This is a genomic window from Actinomyces sp. oral taxon 170 str. F0386 (genome assembly GCF_000195595.1).
GTDB lineage: Bacteria > Actinomycetota > Actinomycetes > Actinomycetales > Actinomycetaceae > Actinomyces.
In genome coordinates, this window is the sequence record NZ_GL882544.1 from 192,773 (window position 1) to 213,968 (window position 21,196).

The window sequence follows — 21,196 nt, forward strand, 5'->3', positions numbered from 1 at the left end:
CTACGGCCGGGACCCGCCCGGCCGGCGGGCAACGACGACGAGCTGAGAGGCAGCATGTCGCGCATCGCCGGGTCGGTGAAGCGGTAACCGCCTTCGCAGGGCTCCATGAGGTCGGGCCAGCGGTACCAGGCACTCACACGGGCCTCGCTCACCTCCTCCAGGACGAGGCCCGCCCCCAGCAGGGCGGTGAGGATCTCCCCCCACCGCGTGGTTCCACTGGTGGCTGCGGGTGTGGGTGATCGGCGCGGCGCCCTCGGGGGCCTCCACGTAGGAGTCCTCTTTCTCCCAGGTCATGGGCTCCTCCTGCTGGAAGCAGGGCTCGTGGAGGCTGAGCCCCTGGGAGGTGTCGTCTCCGACAGCCATGAAGACGGGGTGGTCATCGCGCAGGACGAGGCGTCCGCCAGGGCGCAGCAGACGGGCCACGACACGCGCCCAGAGGTCGATGTCGGGCAGCCAGCACAGAACGCCCAGCGTGGTGTAAACCAGGTCGAAGTCCCCAGTCACGGCTTCACGGGCTGCGTAGACGTTGGACTCGACCAACTCGATGCGGGCACCAGCCCGCCGCGCCAGCTCCCGAGCCCGCTCCAGTGACCGCGGGGACAGGTCGAGACCGACAACGCGCCGCGCCCCCAGCCGGGACAGGCTGATCGTGTCGAGCCCCAGGTGGCACTGGAGATGGATGACGTCGAGGTCGACCAGATCCCCCAGGAGCTCCCGGTCATCGGTGACGTCCTTGGTGAGCGCTGTGGGCGAGGCGAGAAGCTCGGCGATGCCGTAGCCGGAGGCCTCGTGGAGCGTGGCACGGTCGTCCCAGTTGGCGCGGTTATCGACGAAGTGGGTGCGGTGCACGGTATCGGGGTCCGGCTCTGTCATGCCGCCAGCGTAGCGGGGAGCCGGCTGGCGCCGCTGCTCCTCAGCGCGCACCGGTGGGCACGGCTCCGCTCAGGGTCCCCGAGTCCACTAGCACCAGCCAACGAGAGACCTCCCGAGCCCGTTTCATGGCGTCTGCGGCCGCCTGCCCGGTCAGCTCGCTGGTCACCGCCGCGGCGGGCAGCACCGTGCAGACCTGGCCCGCGGTCACACCGGCATCGGAGGCGGAGTCCGCTGTGTCACCGAGCCCAACCTCGTCGAGGGACGCCTCGTCGATCGCGCCCACGAGCTCGGTCCCGTCAATCACCAGAACCAGGGCGGCTCCACCGGCAATCGCCTTGCGAGCCTGGGACAGGGACGCATCGGGTCCGACGACGTGCACAGGCCGGGACAGCTCGCGCAGGTCTAGCCTCGAGGCGGCCCGGGCACCTCCCCCGAGCTCGAGCACCTGCCGGCTGGAGTCCACGATCGACCAACTTACCATGATGACCAGGACGAGGTTGAAGGCGCCGGGCTGGCGGCCGTACAGCACAAGTGGGCGCAGGATCCACCACCACACGACACCGCCGACCACGATGAGTCCGCCCCAGCCGGCGGCCTTGAGGCCGAGCCGGCGATCTCCGGTCACCTGGACCACGAGCGCCGCCAGAGCGTAGCCGCCGTCGAGGGGCAGTCCCGGCAGGGCGTTGAAAATGGCCAGAGCCAGGTTGACCAGGGTCACGGCCCACACGGCGAAGGCTACGGGAACGGACAGATCATCAGATTTCTGCATCTGCGTACCGACCAGCCAGATGAGCAGATTGGTTGCTGGACCGGACAGGGAGGTGACCAGGTCCTTCCAAGCGGTCCACTCGTCTGCCGGCCCGAAAGACGTACGCCCGCCCCACAGGTAGAGCTCGTAGCGTGTGGGGCGACGCCCCATCAGGGTGCCCGTCATCCCGTGGGCCAGCTCGTGCAGCAGGACCGAGGCGGCCACGCCCAAGACCGTGGCGACCACCACGAGCAGCACCGTTGCGGTTCCGAAGGGCCCCAGGGCGGCGGAGACCAGTGGGTACCAGCTGCCGGCAATGAGCAGGCCGAGCAGGAGCGAGGTCGGCGAAATGACGACGGGGGCACCACCGATGCGGGCGATCACCCACTCGCCGGTTGATGTGGAGGCAGGCATGGGCGCGAGCCTAACGCTGTCAAGGGCAGCACACCGCATGCGCCCGACCTGCCCGGGGCCACAGCCAGCTCCGATGCCCAATGAGAGGGCATGCTGTGGACGAGTCACCTCCCAGATCCGACGCCACGTCACCTCCTCGCGGTAGCGTCACCTTCATGCCCAGCGACCCTCATATCGTCACCAGATCATCGGCCCACACCGACAGCAGACCCACTGGGCCGGGAGCGGGCGGCAACCCGGGGCGAGGTTCCGGCGGTGGACGCCGCGCAGCCCTGTCCCCCTCCCGAGCCAGGGACTTCATGCAGTGCCCGCTCATGTTCCGCCTGCGCACGGTCGATCGGCTCCCCGAGCCCGGTTCCCTGGCTACGCACAAGGGAACGGTCGTTCACGGCGTGCTGGAACGTCTCTACGACCTACCGGTCTCCGAACGCCGCGTTGAGGTGGCTCTCGAACTGCTGCCCGGTCAGTGGGAGTCTCATCGGGAGAAGAGTCCGGAGGTCATGGGACTGTTCGAGGATCCGACTCAGGTGGAGACCTGGCTGGAGGAAGCGCGTGGACTCATTCGTACCTACTTCACCCTGGAGAACCCGCAGCGTCTGGAACCCGCGGAGCGCGAGCTCTTCGTCCAGGCCGAGACCAGTGATGGTCTGCTCCTGCGGGGCTTTGTCGACCGCCTGGATGTGGCGCCCGACGGCGCCATGCGCGTGGTCGACTATAAGACCGGCCGCAGCCCGGGCACGCGCTTCGTGGAGGAGGCGCTGTTCCAGATGCGCTTCTACGCCCTGGTCCTGTGGCGCCTGCGGGGTCGGGCACCGACCCGGCTCCAGCTGGTCTACCTCAAGGACGGGCGTGTTCTGACCCACGACCCTCGCCTGGCCGAGCTGGAACGGACCGAGACCCGCCTGACACATCTGTGGGATGAGGTCGAGGACTGTGCCCGCACCGGGTCCTTCCGCCCTCAACGCTCCCGCCTGTGCGACTGGTGCGCCTTCCATGCCCAGTGCCCAATCTTCGGCGGTACCACGCCGCAGATCCCCGACGACGGGCTCGCCCGTCTCCTGAGTGCCCGACGCACTGCCGCCTGATCTCGGCCTCCGTTCCAGAATTGCTACAGGGCAAGCTCTCGTCTACAGTCCGTGGCAGTTGACAACCGTCGTCAACCACGTCGCAACGGAGAAGCACATGAACGTCGCCCAGGCTCGTACCGCCCGCATCGCCCTGCGCGGGGCCGGCATGTGTATGCGCTGCCTGGTTCGGGCGTTCTGAGACGGTCTCAGACAGATCGTTCTCTCCGGCTCCCGGCGCCCCTGAGACGGCGCCCGGACAACCGCGTCCAGCCAGGTCTCCTCCTCACTCCCCCACCGGATGACGTGGCTTGTTGTCTCAGTCTTTTCCACGCTTGCGCTGCGTCACCGGTCCCCCACGCAGGCTGCTTGCGTCTCAAAGCAGCAGCCGGACAAGGACCACATCATGCCGTCACCTACCGTCCTGACCGGGCTCGCCGTTGGAGCCGTTCTCGGATTCATCCTCCAACGCGGCCGTTTCTGCATCACCGGAGCCTTCCGTGACCTATGGGTCTCCCGCTCCTGGCGCTGGTTCACAGCCTTCCTGCTGGCCATCACCATTCAGGCGGTCGGAGTCGCCGCCCTCACCGGAGTCGGCTTCATCAACCCTGAGATCCCCAGGTTGTCAGTGGTCGCCACCGTCGCCGGTTCCTTTTTCTTCGGAGTCGGGATCGTCCTGGCCGGAGGCTGCGCCACAGGCACCTACTACCGCGCCGGCGAAGGCCTGGTCGGCTCCTGGTTCGCGCTCGTGTCCTACGCCACCACCGCAGCTGCGTCGAAGACGGGAGTCCTGTCCGGCCTCACCACATGGGTCAAGGGACTGTGGGTCACCAACCTCACCACGATCCCCGCCACCATAGGTGTGCCTGACTGGGCCGGCGTCGTCATCCTGGCCGGAATCACCGGGGTCGTCGTGCACCGGTTCGTCGTTCTGGGGCGCAGTCGCCCCGCCCAGGTCCAGCTGCCCGCACAGCGTACGGGACTGGCCCACCTGCTGCTGGAGAAGCAGTGGAACCCACTGGTCACGGGACTCCTCGTCGGGATCGTCGCCATCGTCGCCTGGCCCACGTCCTGGGCCTCGGGGCGTCAGGACGGGCTCGGAATCACGACTCCGTCGTCAAACCTGGTAGGACTCATCGTCACTGGTGACACCAAGCGACTCGACTGGGGCGTACTCCTGGTCCTGGGAATCCTGATCGGCTCCTACATAGCGGCCAAGACCTCCGGCGAGTTCCGTGTCCGCGTGCCCAACGCCCAGATCATCCAGCGCTCCATCACCGGCGGCATTCTCATGGGAGTCGGCGCCGTCTGGGCCGGCGGCTGCTCGATTGGCAACGCCCTGGTGCAGACCTCGCTCCTGTCATGGCAAGGCTGGATCGCCCTCGTCTTCCAGGTTCTGGGGGTCGGGGCAGCCGCATGGTTCCTCCTCATCAGCCCCCGGCAACGGCGTCGCGCCGAGCGCGCCGCTACCCGCGTCCCCACCGCCGTCTGACACCGCGTCGGCACCTCATCAGCACCACACCGTCACCAAGGAGAGATTCATGCGCACTGTTCTGGAAACCACTGGCCAGGTCTGCCCCTTCCCCGTCATCGAGGCCGAAGAGGCCATGGAGGACCTCGACATCGGCGACGAACTCGTCATCGGATTCGACTGCACCCAGGGAACGCAGTCCCTGCCGGCCTGGGCTGCTGACAACGGCTACACCGTCACTGAGTTCGAGCGCACCGGCGACGCAGCCTGGACCATCACCGTACGCAAGTAGGCCGAACCGCTACGGTTGGGCCTATGGAGCACAGGAGACTCGGCCGGACCGGCCTGCGCGTGTCCTCCGTGGGCCTGGGCACGATGACCTGGGGCCGGGACACCGACGAGCTCGAGGCCAAGGAGCAGCTCGACATCTTCCTCGACGCTGGGGGCACCCTCGTGGATACCGCCGCCTCCTACGGCGAAGGCGTCAGCGAGGAGGTCATCGGCGCGCTCCTGCGCGAGCACGTGGATCGCCAGGACCTCGTCCTGGTCTCCAAGGCCGGGGTACGCACCTGGCGCACCGGGGAGCGGTCCTCTGTGGCCGACGCCTCGCGCGGCTCGCTGCTCGACACTCTCGATACCAGCCTGGCCCGGCTGGGCACCGACCACCTCGACCTGCTGCTGGTTCAGGTGCCCGACCCCACCACCTCCCTGGAGGAGACGGCCCACGCTCTGAGCCTGGCCGTCTCCTCCGGGCGCACCCGTTACGTGGGCATCGCCAACCACCCGGCCTGGGCCTCGGTGCGCATGCACGACCTGCTTAGCGAGGCCGGCCGAGGGCCGGGACTGGGGGCCGTCGAGGTCGAGCACTCACTGCTCTCCCGGGGCATCGAGCGCGAGCTCATGCCAGCCTCCCAGGCCCTGGGTTTCGGCATCCTGGGGTACGCGCCCCTGGGACGAGGAGTCCTCACGGGCAAGTACCGGGCGACCATCCCTCCGGACTCGAGGGCGGCCTCACCCCACCTGCGTTCCTACATCTCCCCCTACCTGGGCGACCCTCACCGAGGGGTCGTCGAGGCCGTGGCCACCGCCGCATCGGGTCTGGACCGTAAGCCGGCGGAAGTGGCCCTGGCCTGGGCCCGCGATGCCACCGGGGTCTCCTCGACCATCGTGGGGGCGCGCACCCCGGCTCAGCTCCAGGGCGTGCTCTCAGCCGATGATCTGGAGCTTCCGGTCCAGATCCGCCATGCCCTGGACGAGGTCACCTCCGTGCAACTCGGATATCCTGAGCGCTTCTGAGCCGCGAAGCGGTGGGGCCCGCGCACCTGGCGCGGGCCCCACCGCTGAGCGACAGCTGAGTGAGAAGAAGTCAGTCAGTCCTCGTCGTCGTAGTCCTCGTCATCCTCGTCGTAGTCGTCTTCTTCATCATCTTCGTCATACTCGCCGTCGTCGTAGTCCTCGTCGTCATCGTCATCGCTGTCGGAGTCGAAGGCCTCAAAGGGAAGTTCGATGCCATAGGCGGTGAACAGCGAGTCGTCGTAGGTGAAGAAGGCGTCCTGGAGGGCGTTCTCAGCCGCAACCACGGCCGGGGAGAGCTCGTCACCGGTCGCGGCAGCATCCAGGTGCGCCTCGAAGGCGGCGATGAGTCGGTTGAGCGCGGACCGCGGATCGTTCGTCATGTAGGACACACTACCGGCTCTCCCTCGCCCAGCACACAGGCGCAACTCAACACGGGGACGCGTCGCGTCCGATTACGCCTCCTGCTCAATCCCCAGCTCCTGGCGGATGAAGCCCAGGAAGAGGTCCTCTCCCTTGATCCTGCTGGTCTCCTCAGATCCGACGACGACGCGCACGCCGTCGCGCAGGATCTGTGAGGCGCCCCCGTCGGGCCCCAGGGGCAGGATGATCCGTTCGGTTCCCGGCGTGTAGGTCGTACCGGGCTCCCGCCCCGCGATGAGGTCGGTGATGTTCTGGGCGACGACTCGGGCATGGGCCCGGGCGGCGTCGGCGCGCTTGGACTCGCGCACGTCGGTGATGTCACCGATCGCCCAGACGCCGGGGTGGTCGACCACTCGCAGGTAGTCGTCGACGCGGATCGTGCCGTCATAGTGACGCACCTCGTCGTAGTCCTCGCTGAGGAATCCGGTGGCTGCCGCCGAGCCGTAGGCGCGGAACCACATGTCGGCCTCAAGGGGGCGCCCGCCCTGAGTGGTGACCCGGAAGGGCGAGAGAACGCCGACATCGACCGGCGGCAGGAAGCTGAGAGAGTCACCGGTGATGACCTCCACCCCGCGCTGGGCGAGCTGGTCGGAGATCGCCTCGCGGATCTCCGGTTTGTAGTCGCCGGCCGGCAGGATCCTGTCGGCGGACTCCAGCATGGTCACCTTGATGTTCGGGAAGGCCGAGGTGATCTCACCGGACAACTCGATGCCGACTGCGCCGGCTCCCACGACAAGTACCCTCGAGGACTGCTCGAGGTTGGCGTGAACCCGCTCGATACGAGCCTTGGCGATGACAGATGAGGACTCCATGTGCTTGGCCGGGAAGGGGTAGGCGGTCCCGGTCGCCAGCACCAGGTAGTCGGCCTCGATCGGTCCGTGCCCGGAGACCTCGACGGTGGTGCCGCGGACAGCCAGCGCCGTTCCATGAACAACGTGTCCGTTGGCCAGCAGCCGGTCGTAGGGCAGGAAGATCTTCTCCGCCCAGTCGCGGTCGACCGCTGCCCGCAGCGCTGCGGCGTGGCTGACAAACGTGTCCTTCTGCTCCACGAGGGTAACCTCGGCGACGTCGTCGAGGGCCTTGGCGACGGTGATGCCGCCGTATCCACCGCCGACGATGGTGACGCGAGCCATAGTGTGTTCCTTCCGGTGATGAGAGGGTGAGAATGCGGACTGCGCCCGTCAGGTGAGTCCGCGACGTTGAAGAAGAGGCAGGATGCTGGGGTCGCGCCCGGCGAAGGCGCGGTAGGAGACCAGGGGATCCCGGGAGTCGCCGTGGGAGAGGAACTCGCGACGAAAGGCATCCCCTGCCTGACGGTTCAGGCCGAGGTCGCCGTCGATCGCTCCATCGGTGGTGAACCACGCGATGGCGTCGGCGTCCATGACCTCGCTCCAGATGTAGGCGTAGTAGGCCGCGCTGTAGCCGCCGGCGAAGATGTGGGAGAAGTACGTGGTGCGGTAACGCGGAGGCACGAGCGCGTCATTGATCCCGGCCTTGGCCAGAGCTCGGTGCTCGAGCTGCTCGACCTGATGGACGTCCCTTGGGACCTCATCCGGGGCGAGCGTGTGCCAGGCCTGGTCGAGCAGGGCTGCTCCCAGGTACTCCGTAGTGGCGTACCCCTGACCGAAGGTGCCTTGGCCGCGCAGCTGCTCGGCCAGCTCGACCGGCAGAGGCATACCGGTGTCCACGTGGCGTGCGTAGCTGGACAGCACCTCGGGATGAAGGGCCCATTTCTCGTTGAGCTGGCTGGGGAACTCGACGACGTCCCGAGGCACGGCGGTCCCCGAGGCCGAGGGGTAGCGGGCCTTGGAGAACAGGGCGTGCAGGGCGTGTCCGAACTCGTGGAAGCAGGTGATGACTTCGTCCCAGGTCAGCAGGGCCGGGCCGGAGGTGGGCTGCTCGATGTTGCAGCAGTTGATGACGACCGGCCTGCGGCCGGTGAGTGTTGAGCCGGTGACGAGGCTGTCCATCCAGGCCCCTCCGGACTTACCGGCTCGCGCGTAGTAGTCACCGACGAAGAGCCCGAGAACCGGCGCGTCAGTCCCCTCGCCGTCGCGTACCTCCCAGACCCGGATGCCCGGTGCGTACATGTGCTCGGCCAGGTCCTCACGCTCATGGAAGGTGATGCCGTAAAGGCGGGTGGCGGCGTAGAAGACACCCTTGGTGACCACGCTCCACAGCTCCAGGTAGGGGGCCAGAACCTCATCGTCGACACCGAAGCGGTTCTTGCGCTCGGCGGCCTCGTAGAGAGGCCAGTCAGCAGGGCCGAAGGTCTCTCCCGACTGGGTCTGGGGGTCACTGTCCATGCGGGCGGCGTAGACCTGGGCATCGCGACGGGCATTGGCCATGGCGAGAGGGGTGAGGCGGGCCAGCATCTCGGACACCGCCTCGGTGGTTCGGGCGGCCGACTCGGCGGCCACGAGAGCGGCGTGGTGCGGGTAGCCCAGGAGAGCAGCCCGTTCGGCGCGCAGTACCGCGAGCTCCAGGACGATACCTCGAGTGTCGCCAGCACCGCCCTGCCCGCCCAGTCCCCGGCTCATGGACTTCTCCAGGAGGGCGAGCCGGGCGGGGTGGGGGCGCGTAGTGGCCAGAACAGGCGGGACCGTGACGTTGGAGACACCAGCGGCGTGCATGGCCTCAGTGGCCAGGACGGAGAAACGCATCTTGAGCGCGTTGACGCGGGCATTGATCTCCTTGAGGGCGTCGGTCTCCGACTCGTTCAGACCGACGCCGTTGCGTTCGAACTCCTCGACGGTCAGGCGGATGAGACGGGCGGTCTCGGCGTCAATGACTGCGCCGTCGGCGTCGCGCGCCTGCTCGCCATCGGACGCGGCAGCGACGAGGTCGTCGAGTGCCTTGAAGCGCTCATAGAGACGTGAGTCAAGGTGGTAGGCGTCGGAGTGCGCCGCCAGCTCGGGAGCGAGCGCCTCCTCGAGCTGATCAAGGTCCGGGCAGTCGGTGGCGGAGGTCAGTGCGTCCAGAACCGTCAGCGCCCGCTCGAGGAGATCTCCGGATCGCTCCAGGACATCAACGGTGTTGGCGATCGTGGGTTCGGCCTTGTTGGTAGCGATGGCCTCCCACTCCTGGCGTTCGGCAGCCATCCCTGCCCGGATGGCCGGCTCGATATCAGCGTGGTCCACGGCCGTGAAGCCGGGCAGGCCCAGGTCGAGCAGCCATGGCCTGGCGAAGACGTTCGACTCCGGGAGGTCGGTGCCGTCAGTGGTCTCGCTCATGGGCCCATCGTGCCATGAGCCTGGGCCTTCTCAAGCACAACAAGCAGACATTTGTGGGTCGTTAGTCCTTACCGGAAGATCTGCCACGTACCTGGTCAGGCGCGTTTCCCGCCGCTAGGGACACGATAAGACCGGCGATGGCGGGGTCATCGGGGTCCTGGTTGTCACTGTCGACAGCGCGGTTCGCCCACCATCCATCCACTGCCAGCAGTGCCACACGTTGCATCGGGGTCAGCTCAGAGGTCTCCCCAACCCACTCGTGGCGCAGCGCGTCCCAGGCGTCCTTGAGCATCTCCGCCTCTGGCGTCGCCGAGAGCATGAAGCTGACCTCCCCGGGCAGGATCTCACCGTCGACGACGGAGCGCACCAGAGCCTCGATGCGCTCGGCCCGGCTTGCCTCCTCCAACGGCTTTCCCAGTGCTTCCAAGGCCTCGGCCCGCCAGCGCTCGAAGAAGGCGCTCGCAATGCCTTCCAGGAGCTCGGTCTTGTTGCGGAAGTGGTAGATGACTCCACCGCGCGTCAGCCCGACGTGCTCGGCCAGGGCGTCGAAGGTGAGCGTGTCGAAGCCGTCGCGGTGGGCGAGCTCGAGCGCTCCGGCGATGATGCGGTCCCGTTTCGAGGTTCTCACGAGGTCTCCTCACTCGTAGCCGGAACATGACGCGCTGCCATGACGCCTGCCACCAGGAGGATCGCCGCGGCAATGACGGCTGTGACCTGCATGGCGTGGATGAAGGCGGTCTGAGCGTGTGCCATCAGCTGGGCCTGTGCGGGGTCAGTCGGATCGATGACGCCAGACAAGGTTGCCAGCGACTGCTCAGCGGCGTCGACCACCCGACTCGGAAGACCCGAGAGGGCAGGCCCGAGCATGAGCCGGTAGCCGACGTCCTGGGTCGTTCCCAGCACGGCGATTCCCAGGGCGACACCGAGCTCAAAGCCGGTCTCTGAGATGGCGGAGGCGGCTCCGGCCCGGTCCGCCGGCACCGACCCCAGGACCGCGCCGGTGGAGACTGTGAAGGCCAGGCCAATGCCGGCACCGATGATGAGCAGACCGACGCAGATCACGATGATCCCGCCGTAGGACTCGCCCACAGCAACGACGAGGAGGCCCACTGCCGCCAGAATCAGGCCTCCTCCGAGCGCCCGGCCGTTTCCGAGTCGGCGTACCACCGAGGCTACGACCACCACGACGGCGATGGAGGCCAGAGAGGTCGGGAGCTCGGTCAGGCCCGCCTGGAGCGTGGAGTAGCCCCGGACGAGCTGCAGATACTGGGAGAAGAAGTACAGCAGACCGGCCAGGGAGAAGATCGCCAGCACGGTGGCGATGATCGCCCAGGTGAAGGCGGGCCGCTTGAACAGATCGACGTCGATCAGCGGCGTGGCCAGCGTGCGCTGGCGCCGTAGGAAGACCCCTCCGGCGCCGAGGCCTGCGAGCAGGGCAGCCACGGCGATGACCGTCAGACCGTTGTGGGCGAAGGACTTGACGGCATAGACGATCGGCACGATCGCCAGAACGGACAGCATCGCAGAAACTACATCCACCGGGGCGCCCTGATCGTTCTTCGACTCGGGCAAGAGCCACAGTCCGGTGATGACGACGGCCGCCATGACGGGAACATTGATGAGGAAGACGCTGCCCCACCAGAAGTTCTCCAGCAGGACCCCACCGACCAGCGGCCCCAGTGCGGTGCCACCGGAGCTTCCGGCCGACCAGATCGCGATGGCGGTGGCGCGGTGATTGGCATTGGGGAAGATGTTGCGGATGAGGGAAAGGGTGGAGGGCATGATGGTGGCACCGCCGATGCCCAGCAGTGCACGCGTTGCGATGAGAGTTCCCGCGCTCGGCGCGAAGGCTGCTATGACGCTGGCCGCACCGAAGCCGAGGGTCCCGATGAGCAGGAGACGTCGCCTGCCGATACGGTCAGCAACGTTGCCCATGGTCACCAGCAGGCCCGCCAGGGTGAAGGAGTAGATGTCACCGATCCACAGCAGCTGGCTGGCCGTGGGCCTCAGGTCCGCGCTCAGCGAGGGAATCGCCAGGGCCAGCACCGTGGAGTCGATGGCCAGCAGGGTCACGGCGAGAGTCAGGACGGCCAGAGCCGCCCAGGCACGAAGTCCGGGAGAACGAGTCACAACCATAACTTTACTGTATGTACAGTTCAGTTTCGGCGTGACGATGCACTCCACTCAGCGCAGGCGACGGTGACGCAGCACCTGGGCCACGTCCGGCGCGAAGTAGCCCGGACCTTTGAGCACCTTGCCGTCCTCGCGATAGATCGGCTTTCCGTCGGCGCCCAGCTTGGACATGTTGGAGCGCTGCACCTCCGCCAGCACGGCCGCCAGATCGATCCCGGTTTCCAACGCCATGCCGTAGATGACGTAAACGAGGTCCGCCAGGGCGTCGGCAGCCTCGACGGCGTCACGACCACCGCCATCGACGGCCACAGCGCTTCGGTAACCCGACTCAACCTCGTTGCGCGCGGCCTGCCCGTAGACGGCGCCGACGAGCTCGGCGAACTCCTCGGCGATGAGACTCATGCGCATGTGCAGGCTCTCACGCTCGAGGCTGGCGCCGTCGGTCTGGACGGGAAGTCCGTAGACGTGATGGAAGCGGCGCACGAGGGCCTCGGGATCATTGCCTTCGCGCTCTCCGACGCCGTCGTGCGCCACGAGGGGCACAGTGCCGTCGGCATCGACAGGGCCGTCCCAGGGTGCTTGCGGTTCGCGCGGGTCATCGGGGAGCAGGGTGGCTATCCAGCCGTCGTGAAGCGCTCCGTCATTGAGCAGGAATCGGCGTACTCGTCCCTCACGCTGGAAGCCGAGCGACCAGGCGACCTTCCAGGAGGCCCAGTTGGGGACCGGACCGCGCCCCGAGTCATGGATGTCGCAGCGCCACCGCAGTGCAGACAGGTTCAGGGGACCGTCCGGATCGAAGGCCATATCGATGAGGGCAGCAACGGCGCGGGTCATGGTGCCGCGACCTCGCGCGGCACCAGTGAGCCAGTAGCCGACTTCTCCCGTCCGACTACCTTCAGGGCCACTCAGGGTGACACTGAGCATCCCCACGAGGGTTGCCGACGAGCCGTCCGCACCGGCCTCACGCACGGCCCAGGTGAGCGTACTCCCCTCGATCCAGCCCTTGACGACGATCTCCTCGACGAAGATCCGGGCGTCACTGCGCTGATATCCGCGGGGGATGACGGTCCACTCCTGGATGTCGGCCTCCTGGCAGATCTCGGCGATGCGGTCGACGTCGTCGCCGGTCGGGACCGACAGGACAAGAGCGGGCAGACCGGGTTCGGCAGCAACAGTCATCTCAAAGTGCTCCATGGAGGCCGATGCTAACGCCTCTCCCCTGCCTCACTCTTGACGAGACCCTCAAATCCTCTCCCAGGTCATTTCGTGGGCCTATGCTCGAGGGCGACGCCCCCGACGAAAAGAGCCTGAGTGACTACCGCCCCCACACCTGAGAGCCAACGCCACGGTCCCGCAATCCCCCGTTGGAAGCTGCCCACGGTGCACGTACGCAGACAGGGCGACGTCATCACGGTCGAGCAGAGGGTTCCCGCCCGCGTCGTCAGAGTCGAACAGCACAGGTACGGCGTGGACAACGCTGGCGAAACGGGTTCGGCAAGGTCTCGTGACACTGTCTCCTCGCCACTGAGGCCTTCTCCGTACCGGACCAGGCGAGTCCCCTATTACGAGTCCGGTCTGACGTCGGCAAAGACTCTCCCCCTGGTGCGCGAGCGTCTCACCGTCCCAGCGTCTGCCGTTGACGAGCAGCGCGTCCGCCAGGCGGTCGATACCGCAGTCAGCTCCTACGATCCTGGATCCGCTGCACTTTCGGCCCAGGTCAGCTCCGGCGTAGTCCGCCATGTGGTGCAGGGGCTCCTTGGCCTCGCCATCGTGACTGCCGCCATCTTCATCGCGGTGCGCATCCAGCTGGCCTTCTCCAGCTCCCCGGCTCCCGCTGGATTCGATCCGCGTAGCATCTTTCTGATCCCGATCATCATCTTCATGCTGATCGGAGCGCTTCTGGCCACTGCCAACCTCCGCCGGGCCTGGATACTGCGAACTCCCCCGTTTGTTGCAGAGGAGCAGTGGGGGCTACTTCGCACCACGCTGACACAGATGACTGGGCAGGAACCCGGCTCGTCGCGTCCTCTGGACATTGAGGCTGGGCGGCGACGGGACCTCATCACTCATCCGGGCGGTGGCACCGTTGCACGTGGCGCCACGCGTGACGGCCGTATGGGGCCGACCTGGCCCGATTCCTCAGATATCGCCAGACTTCGCCGAGAAGCACGGGGCCGAGCAGCCAAGGCAGCCGTCATCTTCTCCTGTTTTCTGGTCCTCGGCTCCTTGGTCATCGGGTCGTTCGTGCGACTTGGTGTACTGCCTGTTCTTCCCTTCGTGCTCCTGGGCTCAGGAATCGCCGCTGTCGTCATCATCGGGTCGATGCGGGTGTGCGACCGAAAGCTGCTGGCTCATCCCGCCGCGATTCCCGGAGAGGAGCAGCCTTACCGCCTGCAGGTTGAGGATATTGACGTGGCGAGCCTTGAACCCTGGTGCGCAGCACGACGCCGGGAGGACACCTGGCGTGTGATGACAGCCGCGTTCTGGCCGCCGATGGCTGTTGGCTTTCTTCTCGCCTTCTACGCCTTCGCGCATTTCGACACCGAGGCGATATTCGACTCCTCACCTTCAGCGCCGCAGCTACCTCTCACAACCCCCGTGATCGTATCGCTGACGATCGCACTGGCGTTGTTGACCCTTGCTATCGGCCATCTCTGGGCCCGACACCGTGACACTGAGCGCCGACGTCGGGCAGGACTCGTCTGAGCCCTTCCCATCACCCCATGGAGACAAGCCATCATGAGTATGATCAACCCTGCTGAAAGTCGTCGCTATGGCCTCGCAATCGCCCGCTGGAAGCTCCCGGCTGTGCGAGTACGCCAGGAAGGCGCCGTCGTCACAGTTCAGCAGAGGGTTCCCGCCCGCGTCAGCAATATCTCGGTGAGCACCACGACTGGTAGCAATGGACAGCCGCACACCCAGCGCACGTACTACTACGAGTCGGGGCTCGGATCCGATTCCAGACTGCCCCTGGTTCGTGAGCGTCTCACTGTCCCTGCATCCATTGCCGGCCGCGAACAGGTCGAGCAGGCGGTCAAGGCCGCCGTCTCCTCCTACAATCCCGGAACAGCGGCGCCCGGCAAGCAATGGGGCTCGGGGATGTGGAGCAGGTTGGCAGTGGCCGGCTTCGGGGTGTTCTTCTCCCTCATCTCTTTCTTCATTCTCAGCATGGCCGTACCTATGATGAGGATCGACGAAGAGGCGTACGGACGTGTTTCGACGTTTAGCTCTCCGATGCTGTTCGTGCCCGCAGGATTCGTCGTCCTGGGCTTACTCATCACGGCCGTGGGGCTCCGAAGCGCCTGGATCCTGCGGACACCTGAGTTCATCGCCGAGGAGCAGTGGCAGCTCCTGCGCTCGACCCTCACCCGGCTGACCGGGCAGCAGCCGGGATCATCACGCCCGCTCGACGTGGAGGCGGGGCTACGTCCAGACCTCGTCACCCACCCCCACGGGGAGACGCGCAGGCGGGGCGTCACACTTGACGGCCGTATGGGTCCGGCCTGGCCCGACGCCTACAGCATCGCGAAGAGCGTCAGGAAGGGCAGGATGAGAGTCGTTGCCACGTCACTAACAGTGATGGCCATCATCGGCCTTTACTACGTCTTCTTCAAGGGCGGGGAGATGTTGAGCACCGGTCGGGTAGCGACCGCAATGATGGTCGGCGCAGGAATGGTGGGAATGGCCATCATTCCATCACTCCAGTCATGCGATCGGCTCCTGGCCGCCTATCCGACGCACGTTCCCGGGGATGATGCTCCCCGCCGAGTAGGCCTGCGAGACGTCGACGTCGACAGTCTGCCCGGATGGTGCGCGGCGCGCCTTCGCCGGGACCGCTGGAACGTGACGGCCCGCACCTTCTGGGCCCTGTGCGGGGTGGGCGGCATCCTGCTCTTCATTCAGCGCCGTTCAGAAGGCTCGACGGACGCCTCGGGAGCATCAGCATTCCTCCTGAGCGCTCCCGTGTGCATCGGAATCGCAGTGATCGCTGTTGTCGCCACCATCGTGGCCGGTATCGTCTGGGCCCGTCAACGAGACGCAGAACGACGACGCAGGATCGGCCAGCAGGTGACCATGATGAGGCCTCCCAGCAATCCGTAGGCAAGGGCCACCCACAGCCCGTGACTATCGGCGAGCCAGCCGACAACCGGTGGGGCCAGAAGGCCGGTGAGACGGGCCAGCCAGGACACGATGGTCAGCCCCAGCCCGGGCGGGAGACCTTCGACGTCGTCGGCCGCAGAGTAGGTCACGGGTACGGCGACGGCGCAGCCTGCTCCGGAGATGGCCATTCCTATGAGCGTTCCGGGGACGGAGGAGAGCAGGAGGGAGACGCTCATGCCGAGGGTCACAAGCGCTCCACCCCAGGCGATGACGGCGCGCCGACCGACGGTGTCGATGATCCGGTCGCCCACCAGGCGCCCCACGATCATCGTCCCCTGGAGCGCCACAAGCCCAAGCCCCACGTGGCCGGCTGCTGCGCCCTGCTCGGACAGGAGCAAGGATGACCAGTTCATGGCGACGTCCTCGGGAAACATGGATGCTGCGCACAGCACCCCGACGACGCTGAGAACAAGAGCCGTCACTGGGAACGGACGACGAGACGAAGCCATCGGTGGCTCATGGTTGAAGTCATTGGAGGTGTCAAAGACCTCGGCGTGGTCGGAGGTGCGCTCCTCAGAGTCGTGACCGGGCAGAAACCAGCCCGCAAGCAGGGGCCCTACCGAGATGGCCAGCAGTATCACAGCTACCAGCATCATGTGGGCTCCCGGTCCCACACCGGCTCCAGCCGCGGCCTGCCCCATGGCCGCGCCCAGGACCGCCCCCAGCGACCAGGACCGCCCCCAGCGACCAGGCCGCGTGGAAGCTCGTCACGATCGATGCACCCCAACGGCGCTGGACCCGCAGGCCGTGGGCGTTCTGTGCGACGTCGACGATGGCGTCCGTCCCGCCCACGACCAGCAGGCAGCCGGCCAGGACGATCCATGAGCGGGCCAGGCCTGCGCCAAGAAGTGCCAGAGCCACGACGAGCATGCCCAGGCTGGCAACCCTGGCCGAGGTCAGGCGGGAGATGAGCCAGGACGCGGCCAGCCCTGCCACCAGTGCTCCGACGCTGGCCGCCGCCACGGCCTGCCCGAAGGCCGCTTTGCTCAGACCCAGCTGCTCCACGATCTCCGGGAAGCGTGGAACCAGGTTCGCGAAGCCCAGCCCATTGGCCAGAAACACGAGGTAGACCCCGGATCGTGCGCGTATCAGCTCAGGGCTCCGGTCCGTACTCAGACGGTTGCCCAGAGGATCAGCGGAACGCATCGATACAGACTACCGGAGAGCAACGAGATTCTCGGGCAGTACTGCCCATGAGATATGTCTGAGCAGGGATGGTCACAACGATGCCCAACGCCTAGGCTAGCGGTGGCAGAGCGTTCGTGCACCACAAGAGTTGTTGGCTCTTGCGCATATGCCCACAATCCCTCGACCTCGTCTTACATGGAGGATGAATGTCTTACGGAAGCGGACCTACCCCGTACCCTGCCAACCAGCCCCCTTACGGCGCTCCTCAACAGTTCGGGGCTCCGGGCCTGGCTCCCGATATCGCTCCTCTGCCGGGTGCGAGCTTCGGCGAGGCTATTAAGCGCTACTTCCAGCGCTACGCCCAGTTCCGCGGCTACGCCTCCCGCTCGGAGTACTGGTGGCCGTGGCTGATGAACTTCGTCATCAGCTGCGCCTTCTCCCTGTTCATGATCATTCCGATACTGAGCGCCATGTCCACCGTCATCGAGGCGGCCCAGAACGGCGACCCCACAGTGACGCCTGTGTATCCCAGCAGTGTTTACATCGCGTCCGGCATCTCCTCGCTTTACAGTCTCGCAGTTTTGCTCCCCAATCTCTCTTCTTTGGTACGGCGCCTGCACGACACTGGAAAATCAGGACTCTGGTTCTTCATCCTGCTCGTACCAGTAGCCGGGCCGATCTGGTTGCTGGTCCTTCTTGCGTCAGAGTCCCGCCCGGATCTCTACCGCCCCGAGTGGAGCTGACGTCCGCCCTCTTCTCAGAGCAGCGTGATCCCCAGAACCTCAAGGTTCTGGGGATCACGTGTTAATTGCTCCGTCGTGGAACAAGACCCGTCAAGTCAAGAGGGCTGGGAGGACAAGAGGAAGTTCTCCCCACTTCACGATGCGTTGTCAAGATGACAGCGAAGGGCTTCTACCTCTAGGCTGCCTGCGCCATGCTGACCCGCGTATGGCTCTGTATCTCCCTCGAGACGCCATGGATGCATTGCTCCCCAACGTCTCTCAGTCTCACTTGGAGGATTCATGTCCTATGAAGCGGCCCTGCACCCTATGGCGGCCAGGCGCCCTACGGCGCTCCCAACCAGTTCGGATTCGGGACTCCGCCCCTGACCCCCGATATTGCCCCTCTCCCGGGTGCGAGCTTCGGCGACGCCGCCAAGCGCTACTTCCAGCGCTACGCCCAGTTCCGCGGCTACGCCTCCCCGTCCGAGTTCTGGTGGTCTTTCCTGCTGTACCAGGTAATCATCCCCACTGTTCTCGGCGTACTGGCCGTTGCCATCATTCTTGCGGGAGCAGGGACGGGCTCAGAGGACGCAGCCGCTGGAGCGCTTCTCGGCAGCGGCCTGGTTCTGCTTCTGTACAGTGTCTACGCCCTTGTGATCCTTGTACCGTCCCTCGCCGTCATGGTGCGTCGTCTTCATGACAACGGGAAGTCAGGATGGTTCGTCCTGCTGGGCCTCGTTGGACTGGGAATCGTGCCGCTCATCCTGTGCTGCTTCGAGTCCCGCCCGGACCTCTACCGTCCAGAATGGAGCTGACGCCGATCTAGCGCCAGCCCGAACATGAAGTGATCCCCGGAACCTCAGGGTTCCGGGGATCATATGCTTGGTGGTGTCCGAGGGGGGACTTGAACCCCCACGCCCGTTTAATAAGGCACTAGCACCTCAAGCTAGCGCGTCTACCTATTCCGCCACTCGGACTCATGTTGTCTGTTCCGCCTTTCAGCGGTGCCACCGGGATCTCGCTCCGGCGACGCAGAGAAACTTAGCATGACGGCCACCAAGGCCACCAAACCACCTTCAAGTGCTTCCCATCACACTCCGGCATTCTCGACGCTCAGGGTCACCTGCATTGACCAGCTCGCCCCGGGCTCGATGGTGGGTGCGTGCTCTCGCACCGCTCCGCTCTCGACGCAGACCATGGTGGGGAACTCGTCGTCGGCCATGTCCGGCAGCGGGGCGCTGTAGGTTGACCAGGGGTTCCACACGATGGTGGAGGGGGCGTTGCGCTTGTCGATATGGATCGCGCGTCGGTGCCCGGGGTCGGTCACCGTGACCGGCTCAGCGGAGTCGTAGATGCGGTCCACCGGTCCGGTGATTCTCACGTCACCGTCCTGCACCTGGCGGAGCTCCTGCGGACTGCGAGCCAGATTGTCACTGTAGGAGGCACCGGCCAGTCCGCTGACGAGGCTGGCGGTGACGTCGTGGACCGACAGGTAGGTGTGGGCAGCAGCCTCTACCGTGCGGGGCTCGGTCCCATCGTTGCGAAGACTGAGGCCCAGGCGAAGAGTCTCGCCGATCTGGATCTCACAGAGCGCCGTCAGGTGATCGCGGCTGACACTCAGAAGAGCACGGACGCCGCCGTCATCGGTACTGGTGACCGTCCGCAGTCGCCAGGGGGCGATGCGCGCCCAACCGTGCTTTGGTACGGCATCTCCGTTGATGCCGGCACCGAACTCGGGCAGGCACAGAGGAATTCCTCCACGAATAGCGGTAGCGCCGTCGAAGACCGCCTGCCGTGAGGTGAAGATGACTTCTGCCCCACCGCGTGGCACCCACGAGGTCACGGTGGCGCCGTGAAGGTAGATCTCCGCGGCCCCGGCCGGAGCGTCGATGAGGAGCCGTGGCTGTTCTCCCCGCCCCGGTCCCAGCGCAGCGGTGCGTGGCAGACGCACCTGGTTCGCCGTCGCGGCGGAGCGAGTCGGATTGCTGACATTCGGGGCGGTCATGGGGCCACGCTAGTAGGCTGTCCGTGTTTCGTCAGCCCGATGACCAGCGAAGGACTGAACGTTTACCCCATGGCAACAAGCAGCTCTCCGTCAGAAGATTCGTCAGAGGACGTGCCCGTTCGAGCTCCCGAGTCCTCGCAGTGCTCCAGCTCCCACCAGTCGGGTAGCACACCTGATTCGGGAACGAAGTCGTCCCGAGTGAGCAGCAGTGGCCTTCTTGGGCGGCTCAGAAGTGCTCGCTCGGTCCTGGATCGGGGGATCGACTGGGCGGAGAGGCGCAGGCAGGCGGACCGCGACTACCAGTTGCACTGGGAGCCCATCGCAGCCGAGGAGACGACCACGAGCTCCGCTCCCCCTGTGTCCACCACCCACGTCCGGGTGGCGCCGTCGGTGTCCTTCCCGGAAACGGTGACGACTCGTTCCTCTGTCATGAGCTCCCTCCCCTCCTGGCTGGTGCAAGGCGGCATAGGGGCCTGGCTGGGACTGGGCATCATCATTGTCATCGGTCTTGTCTTCTACGCCACCTCCCAGGTGATCCCAGTCTTCATCGGACTGTTCATGGCGCTGGTGTTCACCTCTATCCTCCAGCCGATGGTCAACCTCTTCGCCAGGATCATGCCCCGCTACCCGGCGACCTTTCTGGCTCTACTGACTACTATCGGGGCGATCGCCGGACTGGTGACTTACGTGGTCACCTCGGTCACCAGCCAGTGGAACTCCCTGGCCTCCCAGTTCAGTGACGGCCTCGACACGATCATGGAGTTCCTGGAGCGCGGTCCGCTTCATCTGACGCAGCAGCAGGTCTATCACCAGCTCCAGCTCTGGCTCCGCCAGGGGCAGCACTATCTGCAGTCCAACGCCCCTTCCCTGGCCTCTGAAGTCGTCTCCAACGCGAGCGCAGTCGTTGACGTGCTCACGGTCCTGGCCCTGGCACTGTTTGTGACAATCTTCTTCCTCGCCTCCGGGGGGAGGATGTGGCGCTGGTTCCTCAACGAGCTGCCCGCCACGATGCGCGAGTCGACCCACCGGGCTGCGGGTGCGGGCTGGTACACCTTCGCCGGGTACGCACGCGGCACTGTGCTGGTGGCACTGACCGACGCCATCATGGCCGGGATCTTTCTGCAGCTGGTGGGGATCCCGCTGGCGGCCCCCTTGGCAGTACTCGTGTTCATCGGCGCCTTCATCCCGATCATCGGTGCACCGTTGGCGATGCTTGTGGCCATGGTGGTGGCGTTGGCCTCGGGCGGCTTCGTCACCATGATCGTCGTCGGCGTAGGAGTAGCCGGCATCGGCCAGATCGAGGGACATATTCTTCAGCCCCTCATCATGGGCCGGCAGGTGTCGCTGCACCCGGTGGTGGTGATCATCGGCGTGGCTCTGGGTACCTACGCCTCCGGACTGCTCGGGGCGATCGTCGCGGTGCCGCTGATCAGCGTGGCCTGGTCCGTCTACTCCGAGCTGCATACCAAGGACGCTCCGGTCACTGGCGAGCTGCCCGCGTACTCCTCCCGCAGAGAGTAGACGTCCA

General features: G+C 66.1%; 19 protein-coding genes, 1 tRNA gene and 1 pseudogene. 10 read left to right on the forward strand and 11 right to left on the reverse strand.

Annotation, left to right across the window (positions count from 1 at the left end; genetic code table 11):
- A complete protein-coding gene (locus HMPREF9056_RS08900) occupies nt 1-873 on the reverse strand; it encodes a bifunctional 2-polyprenyl-6-hydroxyphenol methylase/3-demethylubiquinol 3-O-methyltransferase UbiG (RefSeq protein WP_253269995.1) in 873 nt (290 codons plus the stop codon).
- Between the two features lie 40 nt (nt 874-913).
- Entirely contained in the window at nt 914-2,035 is a 1,122-nt protein-coding gene (locus HMPREF9056_RS08905) for a peptidase M50 (RefSeq protein WP_034514335.1), read from the reverse strand.
- Nucleotides 2,036-2,190: 155 nt separating this feature from the next.
- Between HMPREF9056_RS08905 and HMPREF9056_RS08910 the strand changes: the two genes are divergently transcribed.
- The 5 genes from HMPREF9056_RS08910 to HMPREF9056_RS08925 all read left to right on the forward strand — a co-directional run bounded on the left by HMPREF9056_RS08910 (nt 2,191) and on the right by HMPREF9056_RS08925 (nt 5,866).
- Nucleotides 2,191-3,120, forward strand: a complete 930-nt coding sequence (locus tag HMPREF9056_RS08910) for a PD-(D/E)XK nuclease family protein (RefSeq protein WP_253269996.1) — start codon at nt 2,191-2,193, stop codon at nt 3,118-3,120.
- Between the two features lie 58 nt (nt 3,121-3,178).
- Nucleotides 3,179-3,301: a hypothetical protein gene (locus HMPREF9056_RS14900; protein WP_296496472.1), complete on the forward strand. Its 123-nt coding sequence runs from the start codon at nt 3,179-3,181 to the stop codon at nt 3,299-3,301.
- Between the two features lie 204 nt (nt 3,302-3,505).
- Nucleotides 3,506-4,591 (forward strand): YeeE/YedE family protein, encoded by a 1,086-nt coding sequence (locus HMPREF9056_RS08915; protein ID WP_034514336.1) that lies wholly within the window; start codon nt 3,506-3,508, stop codon nt 4,589-4,591.
- Nucleotides 4,592-4,640: 49 nt separating this feature from the next.
- Nucleotides 4,641-4,862 (forward strand): sulfurtransferase TusA family protein, encoded by a 222-nt coding sequence (locus HMPREF9056_RS08920; RefSeq protein WP_009232856.1) that lies wholly within the window; start codon nt 4,641-4,643, stop codon nt 4,860-4,862.
- Nucleotides 4,863-4,885: 23 nt separating this feature from the next.
- Nucleotides 4,886-5,866 (forward strand): aldo/keto reductase, encoded by a 981-nt coding sequence (locus HMPREF9056_RS08925; protein ID WP_009404611.1) that lies wholly within the window; start codon nt 4,886-4,888, stop codon nt 5,864-5,866.
- Nucleotides 5,867-5,940: 74 nt separating this feature from the next.
- On the opposite strand, the gene HMPREF9056_RS08930 is transcribed toward HMPREF9056_RS08925, so the two are convergent.
- From HMPREF9056_RS08930 to HMPREF9056_RS08955, 6 genes are all read right to left on the reverse strand, one after another.
- Nucleotides 5,941-6,246, reverse strand: a complete 306-nt coding sequence (locus tag HMPREF9056_RS08930) for a hypothetical protein (protein ID WP_009404613.1) — start codon at nt 6,244-6,246, stop codon at nt 5,941-5,943.
- 72 nt (nt 6,247-6,318) lie between these two features.
- Nucleotides 6,319-7,419 carry an NAD(P)/FAD-dependent oxidoreductase gene (locus HMPREF9056_RS08935; protein ID WP_009404615.1) on the reverse strand — a complete coding sequence of 367 codons (1,101 nt, stop codon included), beginning with the start codon at nt 7,417-7,419 and terminating at the stop codon, nt 6,319-6,321.
- Nucleotides 7,420-7,467: 48 nt separating this feature from the next.
- Complete coding sequence (locus HMPREF9056_RS08940; RefSeq protein WP_009404617.1) at nt 7,468-9,519, reverse strand: M3 family metallopeptidase; 2,052 nt, start codon at nt 9,517-9,519, stop codon at nt 7,468-7,470.
- 61 nt (nt 9,520-9,580) lie between these two features.
- Nucleotides 9,581-10,147, reverse strand: coding sequence for a TetR/AcrR family transcriptional regulator (locus HMPREF9056_RS08945; RefSeq protein ID WP_009404619.1), 567 nt, complete (start codon nt 10,145-10,147; stop codon nt 9,581-9,583).
- A complete protein-coding gene (locus tag HMPREF9056_RS08950) occupies nt 10,144-11,655 on the reverse strand; it encodes an MFS transporter (protein WP_009404621.1) in 1,512 nt (503 codons plus the stop codon). The genes HMPREF9056_RS08945 and HMPREF9056_RS08950 overlap by 4 nt, the downstream gene beginning before the upstream one ends.
- Before the next feature lie 48 nt (nt 11,656-11,703).
- Nucleotides 11,704-12,846 carry a bifunctional GNAT family N-acetyltransferase/nucleoside triphosphate pyrophosphohydrolase family protein gene (locus HMPREF9056_RS08955; protein WP_009404637.1) on the reverse strand — a complete coding sequence of 381 codons (1,143 nt, stop codon included), beginning with the start codon at nt 12,844-12,846 and terminating at the stop codon, nt 11,704-11,706.
- A gap of 408 nt (nt 12,847-13,254) precedes the next feature.
- Between HMPREF9056_RS08955 and HMPREF9056_RS08960 the strand changes: the two genes are divergently transcribed.
- Both HMPREF9056_RS08960 and HMPREF9056_RS08965 read left to right on the forward strand, forming a co-directional pair.
- On the forward strand, nt 13,255-14,358 hold the full coding sequence (locus HMPREF9056_RS08960) for a hypothetical protein (protein WP_009404638.1): 1,104 nt from the start codon (nt 13,255-13,257) through the stop codon (nt 14,356-14,358).
- A gap of 174 nt (nt 14,359-14,532) precedes the next feature.
- Nucleotides 14,533-15,753, forward strand: coding sequence for a hypothetical protein (locus tag HMPREF9056_RS08965; protein WP_253269997.1), 1,221 nt, complete (start codon nt 14,533-14,535; stop codon nt 15,751-15,753).
- Here HMPREF9056_RS08965 and HMPREF9056_RS08970 read toward each other — a convergent pair.
- Nucleotides 15,681-16,959 (reverse strand): annotated as a pseudogene (locus HMPREF9056_RS08970) (MFS transporter). The gene HMPREF9056_RS08965 and the pseudogene HMPREF9056_RS08970 sit on opposite strands and share 73 nt — an antisense overlap.
- 188 nt (nt 16,960-17,147) lie before the next feature.
- Here HMPREF9056_RS08970 and HMPREF9056_RS08975 point away from each other — a divergent pair.
- Together HMPREF9056_RS08975 and HMPREF9056_RS13730 are read left to right on the forward strand one after the other, a co-directional pair.
- Entirely contained in the window at nt 17,148-17,684 is a 537-nt protein-coding gene (locus HMPREF9056_RS08975) for a DUF805 domain-containing protein (RefSeq protein WP_009404644.1), read from the forward strand.
- 374 nt (nt 17,685-18,058) lie between these two features.
- Nucleotides 18,059-18,478 carry a DUF805 domain-containing protein gene (locus tag HMPREF9056_RS13730; protein WP_296496440.1) on the forward strand — a complete coding sequence of 140 codons (420 nt, stop codon included), beginning with the start codon at nt 18,059-18,061 and terminating at the stop codon, nt 18,476-18,478.
- 71 nt (nt 18,479-18,549) lie between these two features.
- Here HMPREF9056_RS13730 and HMPREF9056_RS08980 read toward each other — a convergent pair.
- Both HMPREF9056_RS08980 and HMPREF9056_RS08985 read right to left on the reverse strand, forming a co-directional pair.
- A tRNA-Leu gene (locus HMPREF9056_RS08980) sits at nt 18,550-18,640 on the reverse strand.
- A gap of 113 nt (nt 18,641-18,753) precedes the next feature.
- The gene (locus HMPREF9056_RS08985; RefSeq protein ID WP_009404647.1) at nt 18,754-19,668 is read right to left on the reverse strand and encodes a D-hexose-6-phosphate mutarotase; all 915 of its coding nucleotides are present in this window, start codon (nt 19,666-19,668) and stop codon (nt 18,754-18,756) included.
- A gap of 69 nt (nt 19,669-19,737) precedes the next feature.
- Between HMPREF9056_RS08985 and HMPREF9056_RS08990 the strand changes: the two genes are divergently transcribed.
- Nucleotides 19,738-21,189 carry an AI-2E family transporter gene (locus tag HMPREF9056_RS08990; RefSeq protein WP_034514338.1) on the forward strand — a complete coding sequence of 484 codons (1,452 nt, stop codon included), beginning with the start codon at nt 19,738-19,740 and terminating at the stop codon, nt 21,187-21,189.
- Nucleotides 21,190-21,196 lie beyond the last annotated feature (7 nt).

Coding starts and splice junctions, on each gene's coding strand:
- HMPREF9056_RS08990 (WP_034514338.1), top strand. CDS start 19,738: ATGGCAACAAGCAGCTCTCCGTCAGAAGATTCGTCAGAGGACGTGCCC.
- HMPREF9056_RS08975 (WP_009404644.1), top strand. CDS start 17,148: ATGTCTTACGGAAGCGGACCTACCCCGTACCCTGCCAACCAGCCCCCT.
- HMPREF9056_RS08905 (WP_034514335.1), bottom strand. CDS start 2,035: ATGCCTGCCTCCACATCAACCGGCGAGTGGGTGATCGCCCGCATCGGT.
- HMPREF9056_RS08900 (WP_253269995.1), bottom strand. CDS start 873: ATGACAGAGCCGGACCCCGATACCGTGCACCGCACCCACTTCGTCGAT.
- HMPREF9056_RS08925 (WP_009404611.1), top strand. CDS start 4,886: ATGGAGCACAGGAGACTCGGCCGGACCGGCCTGCGCGTGTCCTCCGTG.
- HMPREF9056_RS08950 (WP_009404621.1), bottom strand. CDS start 11,655: ATGGTTGTGACTCGTTCTCCCGGACTTCGTGCCTGGGCGGCTCTGGCC.
- HMPREF9056_RS08955 (WP_009404637.1), bottom strand. CDS start 12,846: ATGGAGCACTTTGAGATGACTGTTGCTGCCGAACCCGGTCTGCCCGCT.
- HMPREF9056_RS08940 (WP_009404617.1), bottom strand. CDS start 9,519: ATGAGCGAGACCACTGACGGCACCGACCTCCCGGAGTCGAACGTCTTC.
- HMPREF9056_RS08930 (WP_009404613.1), bottom strand. CDS start 6,246: ATGACGAACGATCCGCGGTCCGCGCTCAACCGACTCATCGCCGCCTTC.
- HMPREF9056_RS08985 (WP_009404647.1), bottom strand. CDS start 19,668: ATGACCGCCCCGAATGTCAGCAATCCGACTCGCTCCGCCGCGACGGCG.
- HMPREF9056_RS08935 (WP_009404615.1), bottom strand. CDS start 7,419: ATGGCTCGCGTCACCATCGTCGGCGGTGGATACGGCGGCATCACCGTC.
- HMPREF9056_RS08915 (WP_034514336.1), top strand. CDS start 3,506: ATGCCGTCACCTACCGTCCTGACCGGGCTCGCCGTTGGAGCCGTTCTC.
- HMPREF9056_RS08920 (WP_009232856.1), top strand. CDS start 4,641: ATGCGCACTGTTCTGGAAACCACTGGCCAGGTCTGCCCCTTCCCCGTC.
- HMPREF9056_RS08910 (WP_253269996.1), top strand. CDS start 2,191: ATGCCCAGCGACCCTCATATCGTCACCAGATCATCGGCCCACACCGAC.